General features: G+C 40.6%; 17 protein-coding genes. 12 read left to right on the forward strand and 5 right to left on the reverse strand.

Translation table 11 applies throughout. The features are described 5' to 3' along the window. Positions 1-77 precede the first annotated feature (77 nt). From J3P43_RS16180 to J3P43_RS16210, 7 genes are all read left to right on the forward strand, one after another. The gene (locus J3P43_RS16180; protein WP_255904370.1) at positions 78-1,202 is read left to right on the forward strand and encodes a DUF4238 domain-containing protein; all 1,125 of its coding nucleotides are present in this window, start codon (positions 78-80) and stop codon (positions 1,200-1,202) included. Positions 1,203-1,295: 93 nt separating this feature from the next. Next, the gene (locus J3P43_RS16185) at positions 1,296-1,595 is read left to right on the forward strand and encodes a hypothetical protein (RefSeq protein WP_255904372.1); all 300 of its coding nucleotides are present in this window, start codon (positions 1,296-1,298) and stop codon (positions 1,593-1,595) included. Next, positions 1,596-2,315, forward strand: a complete 720-nt coding sequence (locus tag J3P43_RS16190; protein ID WP_255904374.1) for a hypothetical protein — start codon at positions 1,596-1,598, stop codon at positions 2,313-2,315. It begins immediately after the preceding gene. Between the two features lie 28 nt (positions 2,316-2,343). After that, complete coding sequence (locus J3P43_RS16195) at positions 2,344-2,634, forward strand: hypothetical protein (protein ID WP_255904376.1); 291 nt, start codon at positions 2,344-2,346, stop codon at positions 2,632-2,634. Between the two features lie 420 nt (positions 2,635-3,054). Continuing rightward, positions 3,055-3,492 carry a hypothetical protein gene (locus J3P43_RS16200; protein ID WP_255904378.1) on the forward strand — a complete coding sequence of 146 codons (438 nt, stop codon included), beginning with the start codon at positions 3,055-3,057 and terminating at the stop codon, positions 3,490-3,492. 275 nt (positions 3,493-3,767) lie between these two features. After that, positions 3,768-4,637 (forward strand): hypothetical protein, encoded by an 870-nt coding sequence (locus J3P43_RS16205; RefSeq protein ID WP_255904380.1) that lies wholly within the window; start codon positions 3,768-3,770, stop codon positions 4,635-4,637. Between the two features lie 752 nt (positions 4,638-5,389). Continuing rightward, on the forward strand, positions 5,390-5,758 hold the full coding sequence (locus tag J3P43_RS16210; protein ID WP_255904382.1) for an endonuclease domain-containing protein: 369 nt from the start codon (positions 5,390-5,392) through the stop codon (positions 5,756-5,758). Between the two features lie 65 nt (positions 5,759-5,823). On the opposite strand, the gene J3P43_RS16215 is transcribed toward J3P43_RS16210, so the two are convergent. The 3 genes from J3P43_RS16215 to J3P43_RS16225 all read right to left on the reverse strand — a co-directional run bounded on the left by J3P43_RS16215 (position 5,824) and on the right by J3P43_RS16225 (position 8,433). Further along, entirely contained in the window at positions 5,824-6,471 is a 648-nt protein-coding gene (locus tag J3P43_RS16215; protein ID WP_255904384.1) for a hemerythrin domain-containing protein, read from the reverse strand. A gap of 67 nt (positions 6,472-6,538) precedes the next feature. Further along, positions 6,539-7,351 (reverse strand): helix-turn-helix domain-containing protein, encoded by an 813-nt coding sequence (locus J3P43_RS19730; protein ID WP_255904386.1) that lies wholly within the window; start codon positions 7,349-7,351, stop codon positions 6,539-6,541. Positions 7,352-7,908: 557 nt separating this feature from the next. Continuing rightward, on the reverse strand, positions 7,909-8,433 hold the full coding sequence (locus J3P43_RS16225; protein ID WP_255904388.1) for a hypothetical protein: 525 nt from the start codon (positions 8,431-8,433) through the stop codon (positions 7,909-7,911). Positions 8,434-8,743: 310 nt separating this feature from the next. Between J3P43_RS16225 and J3P43_RS16230 the strand changes: the two genes are divergently transcribed. Further along, entirely contained in the window at positions 8,744-9,361 is a 618-nt protein-coding gene (locus tag J3P43_RS16230) for a hypothetical protein (protein WP_255904390.1), read from the forward strand. A 283-nt stretch (positions 9,362-9,644) separates the two neighbouring features. On the opposite strand, the gene J3P43_RS16235 is transcribed toward J3P43_RS16230, so the two are convergent. Further along, entirely contained in the window at positions 9,645-10,487 is an 843-nt protein-coding gene (locus J3P43_RS16235; RefSeq protein WP_255904392.1) for a CE1 family esterase, read from the reverse strand. A gap of 398 nt (positions 10,488-10,885) precedes the next feature. Here J3P43_RS16235 and J3P43_RS16240 point away from each other — a divergent pair, with 398 nt between their 5' ends. Next, on the forward strand, positions 10,886-11,317 hold the full coding sequence (locus tag J3P43_RS16240) for a BLUF domain-containing protein (protein ID WP_255904394.1): 432 nt from the start codon (positions 10,886-10,888) through the stop codon (positions 11,315-11,317). 426 nt (positions 11,318-11,743) lie between these two features. On the opposite strand, the gene J3P43_RS16245 is transcribed toward J3P43_RS16240, so the two are convergent. Beyond that, entirely contained in the window at positions 11,744-11,968 is a 225-nt protein-coding gene (locus tag J3P43_RS16245) for a hypothetical protein (RefSeq protein ID WP_255904396.1), read from the reverse strand. A 278-nt stretch (positions 11,969-12,246) separates the two neighbouring features. Between J3P43_RS16245 and J3P43_RS16250 the strand changes: the two genes are divergently transcribed. From J3P43_RS16250 to J3P43_RS16260, 3 genes are all read left to right on the forward strand, one after another. Continuing rightward, positions 12,247-12,753 carry a GFO_1088 family ECF-type sigma factor gene (locus J3P43_RS16250; RefSeq protein WP_255904398.1) on the forward strand — a complete coding sequence of 169 codons (507 nt, stop codon included), beginning with the start codon at positions 12,247-12,249 and terminating at the stop codon, positions 12,751-12,753. Beyond that, positions 12,734-13,426 (forward strand): hypothetical protein, encoded by a 693-nt coding sequence (locus J3P43_RS16255; protein ID WP_255904400.1) that lies wholly within the window; start codon positions 12,734-12,736, stop codon positions 13,424-13,426. The genes J3P43_RS16250 and J3P43_RS16255 overlap by 20 nt, the downstream gene beginning before the upstream one ends. Before the next feature lie 108 nt (positions 13,427-13,534). Next, positions 13,535-14,068: a DUF4252 domain-containing protein gene (locus J3P43_RS16260; protein ID WP_255904402.1), complete on the forward strand. Its 534-nt coding sequence runs from the start codon at positions 13,535-13,537 to the stop codon at positions 14,066-14,068. Positions 14,069-14,087 lie beyond the last annotated feature (19 nt).

The following is a 14,087-nucleotide window of genomic DNA, read 5'->3' on the forward strand; positions in this document are numbered from 1 at the left end:
TAGTACTGTTTCATGACAATTTCATCAAATGTGGGTTCCGAAAATGGCCAGTTCCATGATGTTTACTACCTTGTAAAATGACGTCTAGTACAACCGACAAAAAGAATCAACATTATATTCCGAAATTCTACCTCCGAAATTTTTCGTTTGAAGGAAATCAAAAACAGCTCGGAATATACAATACTTCTAAGCAGTTTTTTTATGATAGAGCTCCATTAAAAAATCAAGGCTCTAAGAATTTTTTTTATGGAACTGATGGAAAAATTGAAGATGCACTTTCGACAATTGAAGGTGATCTGGCTGCGGTTATTAAAGAGATATTGGAATCTAAAGAACTTCCCCGTAAAGGTTCAAAGGAGCATATCCAACTCATGGCGTTTGTTGGTCTAACTTACCTGAGAAATCCGATATTAATAGCAAACATGAAAAATAGTAGGGAGGGAGTGAAGAAACGATGGTTGGAGCTTGATCCAGAATTAGATATGGATAAATATTTCCCTGAGTTCTCGCATGAAGAGGACGTAAAAACAGCATTGTCAGCAGTTAATGATATTTCAGAAAACATTCAGGACCTAGAGTTCAAGCTAGTTATTAATAGGACAAAGACAGCTTTTATTTCATCCGATTTTCCGATTGTAAAGTATAATAGGTTTTTAGAGATGAAAGGTTGGCCTGGCGGTAAAACCGGGTATGGAAATATAGGGTTACAGATCTTCGTTCCTTTGAATTATGAATTATTGCTAATTTTTTATGACCCTTTGATTTATAAAGTCGGATCACGAAAGAGTACAAAATTAGAAATAGACGAAGTTAAAAGCATCGATAGTATTAATCAATTACAGATTTTAAATTGCCTTGACACACTTTTTTTTGATGAAAAAATAAGCAAACATTACATAGAACAGCTTGTAGCTTCTTCAAAGAAATACAAAAGAGCAAATGAGCCGATTACGGAGTATGGCTATTTATATAAAAACGGTGAAGCGCCTCGCGCTATAGCTAAAAACGAAGCGAATATAGTTTCCTTTGGTACGACTGATTGCGAAACAAACCTAGAGATCCAAGGTGTAAAAATTCATTCGGGTGCTTCGAGGGTTCAAGTAACCCGACGCGCAGCACAGTTAAGACCTTTACCCAAACTGCTCATGGCCAGAAGGGATTCTCCTAATCGCCCCCCCTCTGTCCGGAGAGTTAAGCGTTAGCGTCTCTGCGGATTCAACAATGGACAGGAGTCTCCGACTCCTATAAATCTTTATGTATATGCGCATTATTGTTATGTTAAACGGATATTATGAATGCGAATCGGCCAAATTTTCTTTGTAAATAAGCATTATGGCTACGTAAGCGGGCATTATGGTTACGTAAACGGTCATTATGAACAAGTAAATCGGCATTATGACGATGTGAACAGTCATTATGATGATGTAAATGACCATTATGGCGATGTAAGTGGATATTATGGCATAGTAAACGGACATTATGGCTGTGTAACTGGGCATTATGCCTATGTCATCGGGCATTATTATATCTCTCCAACAAGCACAAGTCTTAATAAATCTATTTTGCTACATTTAAACCTTAAATGCATTTATTGAGTGAAAACATCCTTTAATGTAATATTGCTACTAATATCTTTTTGTGCTTTATCGTGTAATACTGCAACTACAGATAACAAAGCCAAGGATGTAATCACATCCGCTAAAAAGATTTCAAAAGGGGATGCAATTAAAGATGTAAAACCGACTGAACTAGATCGGAAGCACAAGGCAACTGCGTTGAAATTTACAGACTTAGACATTATATTTCATTCGTATATTTCTGACGAAGAAACTGGATTAGATTTCAGTGGAACTCAGAAGGACACCTTATACATTAATCTTGGGTTTGAAAGCGATCCTATAGAAGGTAAAAGCATTCAAATTAATAAAAGTACACTAGAGAATTTGAAAGTTGAGGAACGCTATGAGACCTCGGTTGGTGTGTATATGAGTGCCGATGAGGAATATTGCGAACTATCCGACTGGAAACATTACAATTCAGAATGGAAAAGCTTAAAACGAGATTATCTTCGTAGATATATCTATCCGGAATACATGCAAAAAGGAAGTCCGGTTTTCAATATACCTATTGAAGAAGTAGAAAAAGAAGTTAATAAACGATGCGGTAGTGCAACAGCTGGTAAATTAATATCGGTCTATAAGTCGCCTTGTGAGGTTTTCATAAGTACCTATTACTTACGTATCTCAGGAATGAAAATCAGTGACGGGAAAAAAGTTACCATATTGATATCCTTTACTCCGCAAATAGGGTGTTAACCGTTAATTTCCTAAGTTCGCTATTGAGATGCTGTCAAAAAAAATTGTATTCACAAATCTTGTAATTGTCACTATACTTTACGCCTATTTCACGTATCACGGATATTCCGTAGATGATGATTCCAGAGGCATAGGATACGTCTATCTATGTTTAGGAACATTGATATTAGACGTAATCCTGTTAATAGTTCTCGCAGTAGGTACTTATTCTAATGTAAAGCCAATCGACAAACGAAGTTATCTTTGGTCGATTTTCTTCTCCATACTTTCGTTTATACTAGTGCCAGTGATTTTCGGCGTTCTTTTGAGTGTCATCTAAACTGATTTGTTTCTTTCCATTTTCCAACCATTTTCCTCATCTTTACACCGCGAACACTGCTGGAGCAATCCAGTAAATTTTTATTAATTAACAATATCCCAGGCGAGCAGTTGAAAGTACTGTATTCTTCCGGTCTCCGGCGGTGTTCGCAGCGACCTGGGCGTATCTAATATTTTTCAAAATGCGAACACCGAAAAATGAAACAGCAGCGTACCCAGGCGTACAAGCAAACCATTCCCACCTCTTCGACAGAGCCTGTGCTGAGCTCCGCCGAAGCGCTCAGAGTGACAACACCATCCCATCACAACCCCGCTCGCCACACAACGGCCCAGCCAGCATCCATTACCCACAAACCGCACTCCAAAGGAGTCCTTTTCAAGGACAGCCAACCAGCGCTAAACCAGAAAGGAGGCAGCAGCCATGAAACCTCCAAAACACAAAGCTTTCGCCCGGTACCAGGAGCTGGCAGAAGAATACACCACAACCAGCCAAACAATAACACTCAGCATCCCCGGAAACCTCCGCATGCTTTGCAGCCTGTTCGGCACCAGCCCCAAACAAATCCTCACAGACTTTATGTGGACACTCTCACTCATGCCCGATTACGGCAGCCCCGAGCAGCGCAAAGCAGCAATCCACTATTTCATCCAACGCGGCTACGCACAGCAACACTATCCCGAAGAAGACATCCACCAAATCTTCCGCGAGTTAGAAGCCAAGTCCATCCTCTGGCCCGACATCCACGATACCCACCTCAACCCCGAACAACGCCACCTCCAATGCCTGTGGAGCAATATGTGGATGGAGTATTGGTTTGAGAAGTGGTTTTGGAAGCATAGGAAAGGAGAGGAGAAGTGATGAAATAGGTAATAAAAATTTGTAGTAACGCCCTCACCCTTAATCCCTCTCCTTCAGGGAGAGGGTGTATAGCGCTTTAGCCGGTATGGTGCCTTAAAACAAATGTTGTTTAATAGTTGGACATCGATCGACACGCCTCTGGTTCCCTTCTCCTGAGGGAGAAGGGTTAGGGATGAGGGGATTTTGTCTAGGACTTATGGAATTTAGGAAAATATGAATCTATTTAGTAAGGTCGAATAGGGGGGATGGAAGAATGCTTAAACTTTATTGGCTTTATGAGAACTACACTACTGTTACTATGGACTTTGACTGTTAATTATACCGCATTTGGTATGTGCATGTGGTCGGGAATTAATGTGTGGCCTAAACAACAAAGCATTTCTTCTAATTCCATATTCATTATTGAAGGGTATGCTGGATCTCAAGAGTTGATAAAGAACATTAATATTAAAAATCGAATCTATTTAAAATCTGGGAAACAAACAATTGACCTGAAAGTGGTCAAGGTCAACATAGGACAGTTTCGTCTAACCCAAGCAATCCTGAAACCTTTAAAAAGACTGGCGTTCGGTGAAACCTACGAACTCCACATCGACAATTTAACTCATATTGATAAGCATGCATATAAAATCACTAAATGGAAAGTTGCTAATCAAATAGATCAAGAACGCCCTGCCTGGACCCATGAACCCAATTTTAAGCAAAATACATACGTAAGTTATGGTTGCGGGCCTGAAAAGTTGGTGAATTTTTGTGGCGAGTTTCAAGACACATCACCCACTTTAGTTTATACCCGAGTACTTAATAAAAGAAATAATTCGGCTGCCGATTACTATTTAATATCAGAAAAGAATTCTATTGCCTTAGGGCACGGAATGTGTGCAGGAGAATTTTCATTTGATGAAAGAACTACCTACGAGGTGCAATTCGGACTCATGGATGCAAGTGGAAATACCACCAAGAAGCTGACAAAACCAATCAGTTTTAAGGGCCCAACCGAATCTGATTATTCCAATAGCGATGATGTTTTAGATTGTAGTTGTAGTAGCAATAAAGCTATTATCAATTATTCTCTGCTAGGCTCAGGCTTACTTGGATTTGGGTTATTTGTTTATATAAAAAGGAGGGGACGTAAAAAGCTATAAGTAAGTTCTAAAAAGGAAATCAACGAAGAATACACCAGCACCAGCCAAACATTAACCCTCACTCTCGATAGCTATCGGGACCTAGAAACCTCCGCATGCTCTGCAGCCTGTTCGGCACCAGCCCCAAACAGATCCTCACAGACTTTATGTGGACACTCTTCCGCCACCCAGCAGACCAGCTCCACTATCCCGAAGAAGACATCCACCAAATCTTCCGCGAGTTAGAAGCTAAACCGACCAGCGGGAGCTCATGAGATCCATTAAAAAAACAATAAACAACCCGAATAGTCCATCCTCTGGCCCGATATCCACGATACCCACCTCAACTCCGAACAACGCCACCTCCATTGCCTGTGGAGCAATATGTGGATGGAGTATTGGTTTGAGAGGTGGTATTGGAAGTATAGGAAAGGAAAGGAAAGGAGAAGTGATGAAATAGGTAATAAAAATTTGTAGTAACGCCCTCACCCTTAATCCCTCTCCCCCAGGGAGAGGGTGTTGGCGCCTTAGCCGGTATAGATGCCTAGTCTTTAAGCCCTTTTGCTATGCGCTTTCACAAAAATCGTAATCGTAAGAAAATCATTATTAAAACGATCACCGCAATCCCACCCGCCTCTGGTGCTCTTCTCCTCGAGGAGAAGGGTTAGGGATGAGGTGACGCGACAAATGTGTTTGGCCCGAAAAAGTTTACAGCTACAATTATAATCCTGCAATAGATTTACTAATTTCCACCAATTCAAAAATTCTTCCCTATGGATGCCAAACCCTTCCGCCGCCTTCTCCGCCGCCAATCTACCCCAGCCGAAAAAGTCCTCTGGAACAAACTACGCGACCGCCGCTTCCACAACCTTAAATTCCGCCGCCAGCACACCATAGATAAATACACCGTAGATTTCTACTGCGAAGAACTAAAACTAATCATCGAAGTAGACGGCAAAGTACACGACAATTTAGGCCAGGCAAACTACGATCATGAGCGGGATGAATTCTTAAAATCTCAGGGTTGCTCAGTTTATCGACTAAGCAACGAATCTGTAATACGTTATCTGGAAGTTACAATGGAAGATCTAAAAAGGTCGATAGAAAAGCTTGTAAGTAAACCAAAACTTGAATCGAACTGAAACAATTTTATTTGACCCTAACTAAATATTCCAAACCAGCCCCAAACAAAGCCTCCAGTATATGTCTACAATTTATCCACTAAACTTTTATACCGTTCAGCATCCATTTCAGCTGCAATCACATCTAATACTTGCTCAAAAGCTTCAGGCGGAGCGTTGTGTTTCAATCCGCCCAGCATACCCAGACTCTCTCGCTCACTTTGGGCCGGAATAGTATATTTCATCCATAAAAGCATTACCGGGAATGATATCTTTTGCATAATTGCAGCCCTATGATGAAACAATTCATCATCAGTGAAATTTTGCTGAAGTAATAGTTCGGTCACGGTTTCCTCTTCATAAATATGTTCCAGATACTGACTTTGAAACACCGAAAAGCTGAGATAAAAAGAATGAATTTCATCAACTGACTCATTACCAATAAAGTTTTCGAGCTGATGCTCTAGAGAATCCTGTATTAATTCTAATTTTTCATGATCATGCCTGTCATGCTCAGAAGCTCCATGAACTCGTTCTTCCAAATGCTTCAGTGTATGATTATTTTCTGTATTGACATGATCCTTAAGTAAAGTAAACATATCTGCCCCCAGCGACTTCAGCTTGCTTAATTGCACGGGATCGTTAAAATCTGTATACCCTAAGTGAAAAGAAAATTTGGAGATAACATTGCGTAACCCTTTGTGAGGAGCTGCAAATGATTTGATAGTTGCCATTTTGTATTTATTTATTATTCGAAGGTCAGGAAATGACGAACCCTGTAATTGTAAAAAATCGTTTTTCTTATACTCTTTTGAAGTATTTCTCAGGGGTTTCGCCGGTAAAGGTTTTAAACTCTTTAATGAAGTGGGCCTGATCGTAGAACCCGGAATTATAGCCCAGATCTGTCAGGGAGCTTTGGGGCTGGTAGCTATCTAGAGCGTACTTAAGGCGAATAATCGATGCGAATTTCTTAGGACTCGCACCAATAAGTTGCCTGAACCTCTTTTCAAGCGGACTCTGACTGATGTTTAGGTATTCGCTCAGCGCTTTAATCCTGATATTTCCTTTACTATGCTGAATTAAAGAGATGGCGGCCAGTACCAGGTTATCAGGTTCAATCTGTCTCATTCTTGAAATAAGAAAATGTTCTACAACAGCAATCCGGTCTGCATCTTCCCGGGCTTCATAGAGCTGCTCTTCAAGAAGTACTAACTCAGAACTAAGCATTAGATTATCAAGCGATAAGCTTTGTTGAAAAAGCTCGTGAATAGGATGTCTGAAAAATTTCGCTGCTCCACCTTCTTTGAAATATATAAGTACTGTTCCAATATTTGCAGAATTTTTAAAAATGCGATAGCTGTCATTCAATCCTGTAACACCTGAAGCAGCAAGGATACTTTCTGAATTATTAACTATTTGGGATAGTCTTCCTTTATACTGCAAGCCAATTACTAACCCCGTATCTGGTAATACTCGATAAGTATTTTCTTCAACCGCTTCCGAAACAGCAAATGCCTTTATAAAAGGCTTTAGCATGTCACAAGGGGCATAAGTGTCAAATTTCACAGCAGCGGGCATATTACTAAGCAAAGATACTTCGGAATGTGCTTTCACGGAAATAATGATTCTTCAGCAAACTCTAATTGCTTTAACCTACGTCTTGTTTGTCAGACCTCAAGCCGAATTTGCATATGAATCAACACCGCCTAAAGCAGAATGTAGGATTTGCCAAAAAAACTGAAACGCAAATTACCCAATACCAGAAATCAACCCCGAATATTCTGGCACCAGCGAAACCCTACAACTTCAAATCCCCGGAAACCTCAAGATGCTTTGCGTTCTGTTCAAAACCACCCCAAACAGATCCTCACAGAATTATGTGGACACTCTCCCTCATGCCCGATTACGGCCCCCGCTACCGCGAGCATAAACGCATTGTATAAGGCACTTGCTGGTTCGAGCTTGCAGCTCGGACCTTTTATTTAGCGGCAGTTTCTTATCTTGATTACATCTACAGATGAGTCGTAATTATAAACTTCTACAATAAAGACGGCCTCTATTCGTCAGCTTTGCTTACCATCAACTGGATCGATGTATTTGTCCGTGACGAATATTTCGTTGCAACCTGGGACGATGAAAGGTAAAGAAGTCCCTTAGTGTATATCAGATTACTAATTCTTTTCGATTGATGCGATAGTGATTCCGCGGAAGCAATCATCTTGGCATCCGTCTTCTACGAAGCCGCAGGAAGATATTAATGCATTATTCTCTGCTTCGAAATAGGTTTTTACATTTTTTCTCTCCACAAGCCATTCATTCTTAGCTTTGTCATAGATTTGGTCGAGTGTTAGCGGCAATGAAGCAGGTGTGTAAGTATGCGAGCTTAACTGATTTTCGTTTTCCGTCCATTCCAAAGACTCCTGCGGTACAAGGGCGCCTAGGGGAATTGCAGTATATTTAAAGTGACGCTCAACTATTCTACCAGAAGCAACGGTAATTTTAGTCTGCCCGGCAAAGCCAGTCCACGATCCAAAGACAGTGGTATAAGTATATGAGTTGTTAGATTCTTTCTTGAAAACTAACCAAGCCCGGTAGCTCTTCTCAAATTGATTCTGGAACTCGATGTCTTCTTTGTTGCAGGATGTGAAGATGCTGGCGATAAGCAGGAGGATTAGCGAGATTGATTGGTTTTTCATTTCAAGGTTCTTTATGTTATTACGAAGGTATGAACGGGAACGATACAAGGGACGTCCTTAATCCCAGCCACCGCGAGCATAAGCGTTTTGCATAAGGCGCGTGCTGGTTCGAGCTTGCAGCCCGGACCTTTTAAATAAACGACAATTCGTTATCTTGGCTCCTATGCTGGCGCGAGCATGTTTATCGTTCGGTGGTTTGAGCGTGCCGCTCGGACCTTTGGTGATGATCGAGAAGGAGCTCGGCGCTATGTGTAAACGTCATCGTCTTAAAATTCCCCAAAATCCTTATTTTAGTCAAAAACATATTCATATGGCTAAACCTACCTTACAAATTTACAAACAAAATGCGACTCAACTTTTAGATTTTAAAAGAGAGAGTGCCAAAAAAGCAATATTGCAGAAAGGAATAACTGCCTCTACAACTGTACAGGAGCTGAAAAGTATATCCGCTGATCTCGCTAACTGGCTTCTCCAAATTGAAAAAATTGAACTTCAGCCGGCCACAAATGCTGAAACGGATTTACTTGAGATGAGCCACCAGGAGGCCAGCGACTATTTGCCAGCAGTAACGATGAGCATGAGGGGTTCCAATGTATATATCACACGATTAACCTACACCGTCCCATTTACAGGAACAGAGCAAGCTTTACAATACAGCCATACTATGGGACCTAGCTTACTTGATGCCTCCACAAACGGGAAAATAATGCACCTGTATTTTTATTTTCAGGACGCAGGGGAGTCAATTTATAACGATATGCGGTCGCGAAAGGATTCATTGATAAATACATTGAATGAAGAGCAAAAGAACCTTCATCTTTTTTTTGGAACAAAACGGCATGAATTTCATGATTTCGTTTATGATATAGCGTTTGAACATCAACAAGCCCTACTTCGCAAATTAGAGAACGATCGTAAATTCTTATAAAAAAAGCCCAGCCACCGCGAGCATAAGCGTCATGTCTAAGGCGCGTGCTGGTTCGAGCTTGCAGCCCGGACCTTTTAAATAAACGACAATTCCTTATCTTGATCCTGTCTACAGATGAGTCGTAATTATAAATTTCACAATAAAGAGGGCCTATATTTCGTCAGCTTTGCTACTATCAACTGGATCGATGTTCAGAAAACGTTGTACTTAGTGACGATTATTTGCAAAGATATCCGGAAGTGATTTTTGAACGGATATCAAAACTGCATATTTGGAACATATTCTACTTTGGCAATGAAAATCTCTTTGCGAAGTTCCATATTTCTATGCTGGTGTTTACTCCATTCGCTACATCCATAGAATACCAATGTCCTTTTCCCGCCAGGGTTATCAATACTATTTCTGTGCCTTTGGCTCCACCACTCCATAATTGCCGCGTGGCTACCGAATTCGGTTTGCTGGCCGGATACGGTTTTACAATTTGTGGGGTAGGAGATGCTTGATTTTTTACTACCCAACCGTTTAGATAATTAACCAAATTGCCATAAGTAACTACATCGTCTGCATCGCCGTGTATGTGAATAATAGGAACCGGTCTTGGGCTATTATAATCCCCGCCACGGAGAGGATATCCGGAAACCGGGGCAAATGCCGCTATTTTGTCTGCCAGTTTTGTGGCTGCATAGTAGGTCATCATTCCTCCCATCGAAAAGCCAGAGAGGTAAACCCGGCTGCGGTCGATGCCATGGCGCCTGTACATGGTATCAATTATAGTAGAAATAAACTCGAGGTCGGTAGACCCTGAAATATCCCAGCGTTTGTTCAAGCCGTCGGGATAAACCACTACAAACTTAGCAGTGTCTGCAATGGGTTCCCATTGGGCTTTTTCTTGTTGATATCTGGCGTCCTGATTAAATCCGTGCATAGAGATAATTAAGGGACGATTTTTGGTGATCCCTGCAGGGGCGTAGCTGATTATTTTTCTTGAGGTAGAACCAACCTGGATATCTTCTGCCCATACGGAAGTTGGAAGCAAAAAAGCAGCCGAGAGAACAAATAAGATTTGACTGAAATAGCGTTTCATTATAGGTTTATAATTTTTAGTATAAGTTTTTATTGACCTCATTCGTGATTATGTAAAATTACTCGGATAAAATTCTGCGAAATAGAAGATTTGTGCAAGTTGATGCTCTAAATGTTTGGTTGTAATCTCCACGCTGGTTTTACATATTGGATGAGAAAGGCGTAATCCCGGTCACAACATATCTGACATTACAGGATATTGATTTAACGATCTCAGCACCGCAGAATCCCCCCGTATTGGTCGTAGCGTCTCGCTACGACCTTCGATAAACACCACTTTCTATGAAGCTACAAGCTTCTTTATTGCGGGTATTAAGCTAGGCCTTCGCTATTTAGCCATTAAGCTTAAGCCCGTAAAGGAAATAAGCCATTAAATTATCAATCAACTTTGATAGTATTGAAATAAGGCATTATATTCACTATTAAAACCAGCTAATACTTATGGAAGGAAACGGGCTTAAATGCATCATTTTTGTCAGTTCGGCGATGAAAGAAATAACTCCGATCGAGATCAAAGGTTGGGCTAACCAGGCTGGCGAGCTAAATGCAGCTCTGGATATCTCCCACCTTACTATTTTTGCCAATGGAAATGTGTTGGGATTATTGGAAGGTCCTGCTGAAGTTGTTGATAACAGATTTGAAGAACTTAAAAGACATCCTTCTCATCACAGTATTATCAAGATATTATCCACTCGAATTGACTACAGGAGTTTTGAAGGATTTCCTTTCGTGCTGAAAGCTTTTGGTTCAGAAGAGTTTAGAGCTTTAGATGGTTTTAGAACCGAGCCAATGAAGGAATATTTCGAAGAGTTCCTTGATTTGGATTCTCCTGCATCTAATGTCGTTCGAAACTTCATTAAGAGTAACACTTAAGTCCCCAGCTACTGCGAGCATAAGCGTTTGTATAAGGCGCGTGCTGGTTCGAGCTTGCAGCTCGGACCTTTTACATAAACTATAATTACTATCTTGGATCTATCTACAGATGAGTCGTAATTATAAATTCTACAATAACGAAGGCCTATATTTCGTCAGCTTTGCTACCATTAACTGGATCGATGTTTTCGTTCGCGATGAATACTTTATGGCGTTAGTTAGCAGCTTGGCTTGGTGTCGTAAAGAGAAAAGTATGGAAATATATTCGTGGTGCATAATGCCGAGCCATGTACATTTGGTGTTCAGAGCCAAAGACGCTAATCCGAGCTCACCTCAGCCCCGAGCAACGCCATGCAGCATTGAGCTCGTGGAGGGCGTACTTGTGCCTTAAACTAATGAGGGGCTGTTACGGCGGGAATAACCTCATTATTTCATTACAATCCGCATTAATAAAATATACATCATTGTTCTTAAAGTAGACTTCGAGGTTTTTAAAGTAGGCGTAGTTTCCTGTAAAGTAAGCGCCGTTGCAGATAAAGTAAGCCCCGTTGCAGATAAAGTAAGCACCGTTTCAGATAAAGTAAGCCCCGTTGCAGATAAAGTAAGCCCCGTTGCAGATAAAGTAAGCACCGTTACTGATAAAGTAAGCATCGTTGCTAATAAAGTAAGCGTGGTGGCTCTTAAAAGGTTGTAATTACTCCGATTCTCAGGTAGCTGAAGGAAACAGGGAAATAGCAATCGTCCTTTGTAGGACTAAAAAATAGATTTTTTAAATCCACAGAATCAAGCTAACATGCACAATCAACTTCTTTTGCAACCTGGCATTACAGGTACCTTTGTTTCTAATTTAATTAAACCTTTACATTTATTTTTATCCCTGATGTAACGGGTAGGCACTGCCGATTGTTATATATAAAACTGATTCAATTATGGATGCTGTTCGGTTCAAGGCTGAGGTGTTTTGCTGGAAAAACTTGTTGTACAGGTTAGCATTGCGGCTATTAAATAATGCCCCCGAAGCCGAAGATGCGGTGCAACATATTATGATGAAGATGTGGCAAAAAAGAGATGAACTGGATGATATAGAAAACTTAAAGGGATTTGTAATAAGAGCATTGCAAAATGATTGCCTGAACAGGCTGAAGAAGGAGCAAACAATTGTACAGCACCACGGACAGTTTGCGAAAACGCAATCTCTTTCTACCGAAGTTTCGCAGGGCAACATGGTAGAGCTCATAAAAGGCGCGATAAATAAACTGCCCGAAAAGCAAAGAATTACAATTCATCTCTGCGACGTGGAAGGGTTTGATACTAAAGAAATCGCAGACATACTGGATATAGATGAAGGCGCAGTGAGGACAAACCTTAGCAGAGCGAGACAAAAAATAAAAATGCAAATAATAAAACTTCAAGAGTATGAAGAGCGGAAAGTATAGTGAGCTTCTGGATAAGTTTTATGCCGGCACCGCAAGTGCGGAAGAGATTAGTTTGTTACAATCAGAAGCCTTGGTCGACGAGCAGGATATTTTATATGCCGAAATGCTGAAGGAGGAAAGAGGGCAAAAAATGGATTGGGAATTTGAGGATTTTATGAAGGGCATTCCCTCAGATAAGGTAAAAACTTTTCCGGCCCGGAGAGTATGGATGAAAAGAATTTTGGCAGCAGCGGCTATGCTGGCAATAATAGGGGCTGCTTATATCCTGTGGCCGCTACCGCAAACGGATAAAATGGCAAATGTACCTCCATCAAATAAAACGGCAGAACCCAATAAAGAGCTTAGGGCAACCGCTGTATTACCGGCAGATGAAATAGAAGACGCATCACCGGCAACAGAAAAAGTTAAAACAGCATCGAAAAAAAACAGGGACGCTGTTGTGAACACCGATAAGAAAAGACCGGTACAGAAAAGTATCAGGCAGGCAGATACAACAGGTGTTAGCAATAATTCAAACTCCCCGGAGTACCTGGTAATTGTAAACGGCCAACCTATTACGGATGAAGCAGATGCAATTGCCATAACCCGCGAATCACTAGGCATGATTTCGCAGAATCTTACCCTTACGGTAGATGAACTAAAACCGATAAGAGAGATAAAAATAAAGCTATAAGACACCCTGATCAGGAATAGTATATCATAAAATAAAAACCGGCATCCAACAGCAACAAAATCAACTTAAAGGTTGAAGCAAATAACAGAACAATAAAATACAAGAAAAATGAAAAAATTAACCACAATCATCGCCGTCCTTTTCTTCTGCGGCACAGCTTTCGGACAATTGAAAGACGTACACAAAATATTTGATAAATACCAGGAGGCAGAGGGTATTACGTCTATTAAAATAGGAAAGCCAATGTTTAACATGCTGAACAAACTTTACATACAAGACGAAGATCTGCAGAAAATAAAACCCTTATTAGGAAAGGTAAATTCTATAAATATCCTGGTCTCTGGTGGAGGTAAGCTATTAGACAGCCTTGTAGATTTGAAACCGTTTTCCGTAAAGCAAGGGCAGAATCCGCCCGGATTGCAAAATGAAATCAACCAGGCCGTAAAAAAATTAAATCTTATGGAACTGGTAACCATAAATTCCAGCGGAAGAAAAATAAAATTATTAACAGAAAACTCTTCAGGAGACGTACTGCACACATTATTGTTGTCTATTACAGGTAGCGACCAAAATGTTTTAATGTTGCTGGATGGGGATATACCCATGGCTGAATTATCAAAATTTATTTCGGATCAAAAATAATTTTTCAAGCTGTCACTAA

The sequence above is a fragment of the Paradesertivirga mongoliensis genome (genome assembly GCF_024436395.1).
GTDB lineage: Bacteria > Bacteroidota > Bacteroidia > Sphingobacteriales > Sphingobacteriaceae > Paradesertivirga > Paradesertivirga mongoliensis.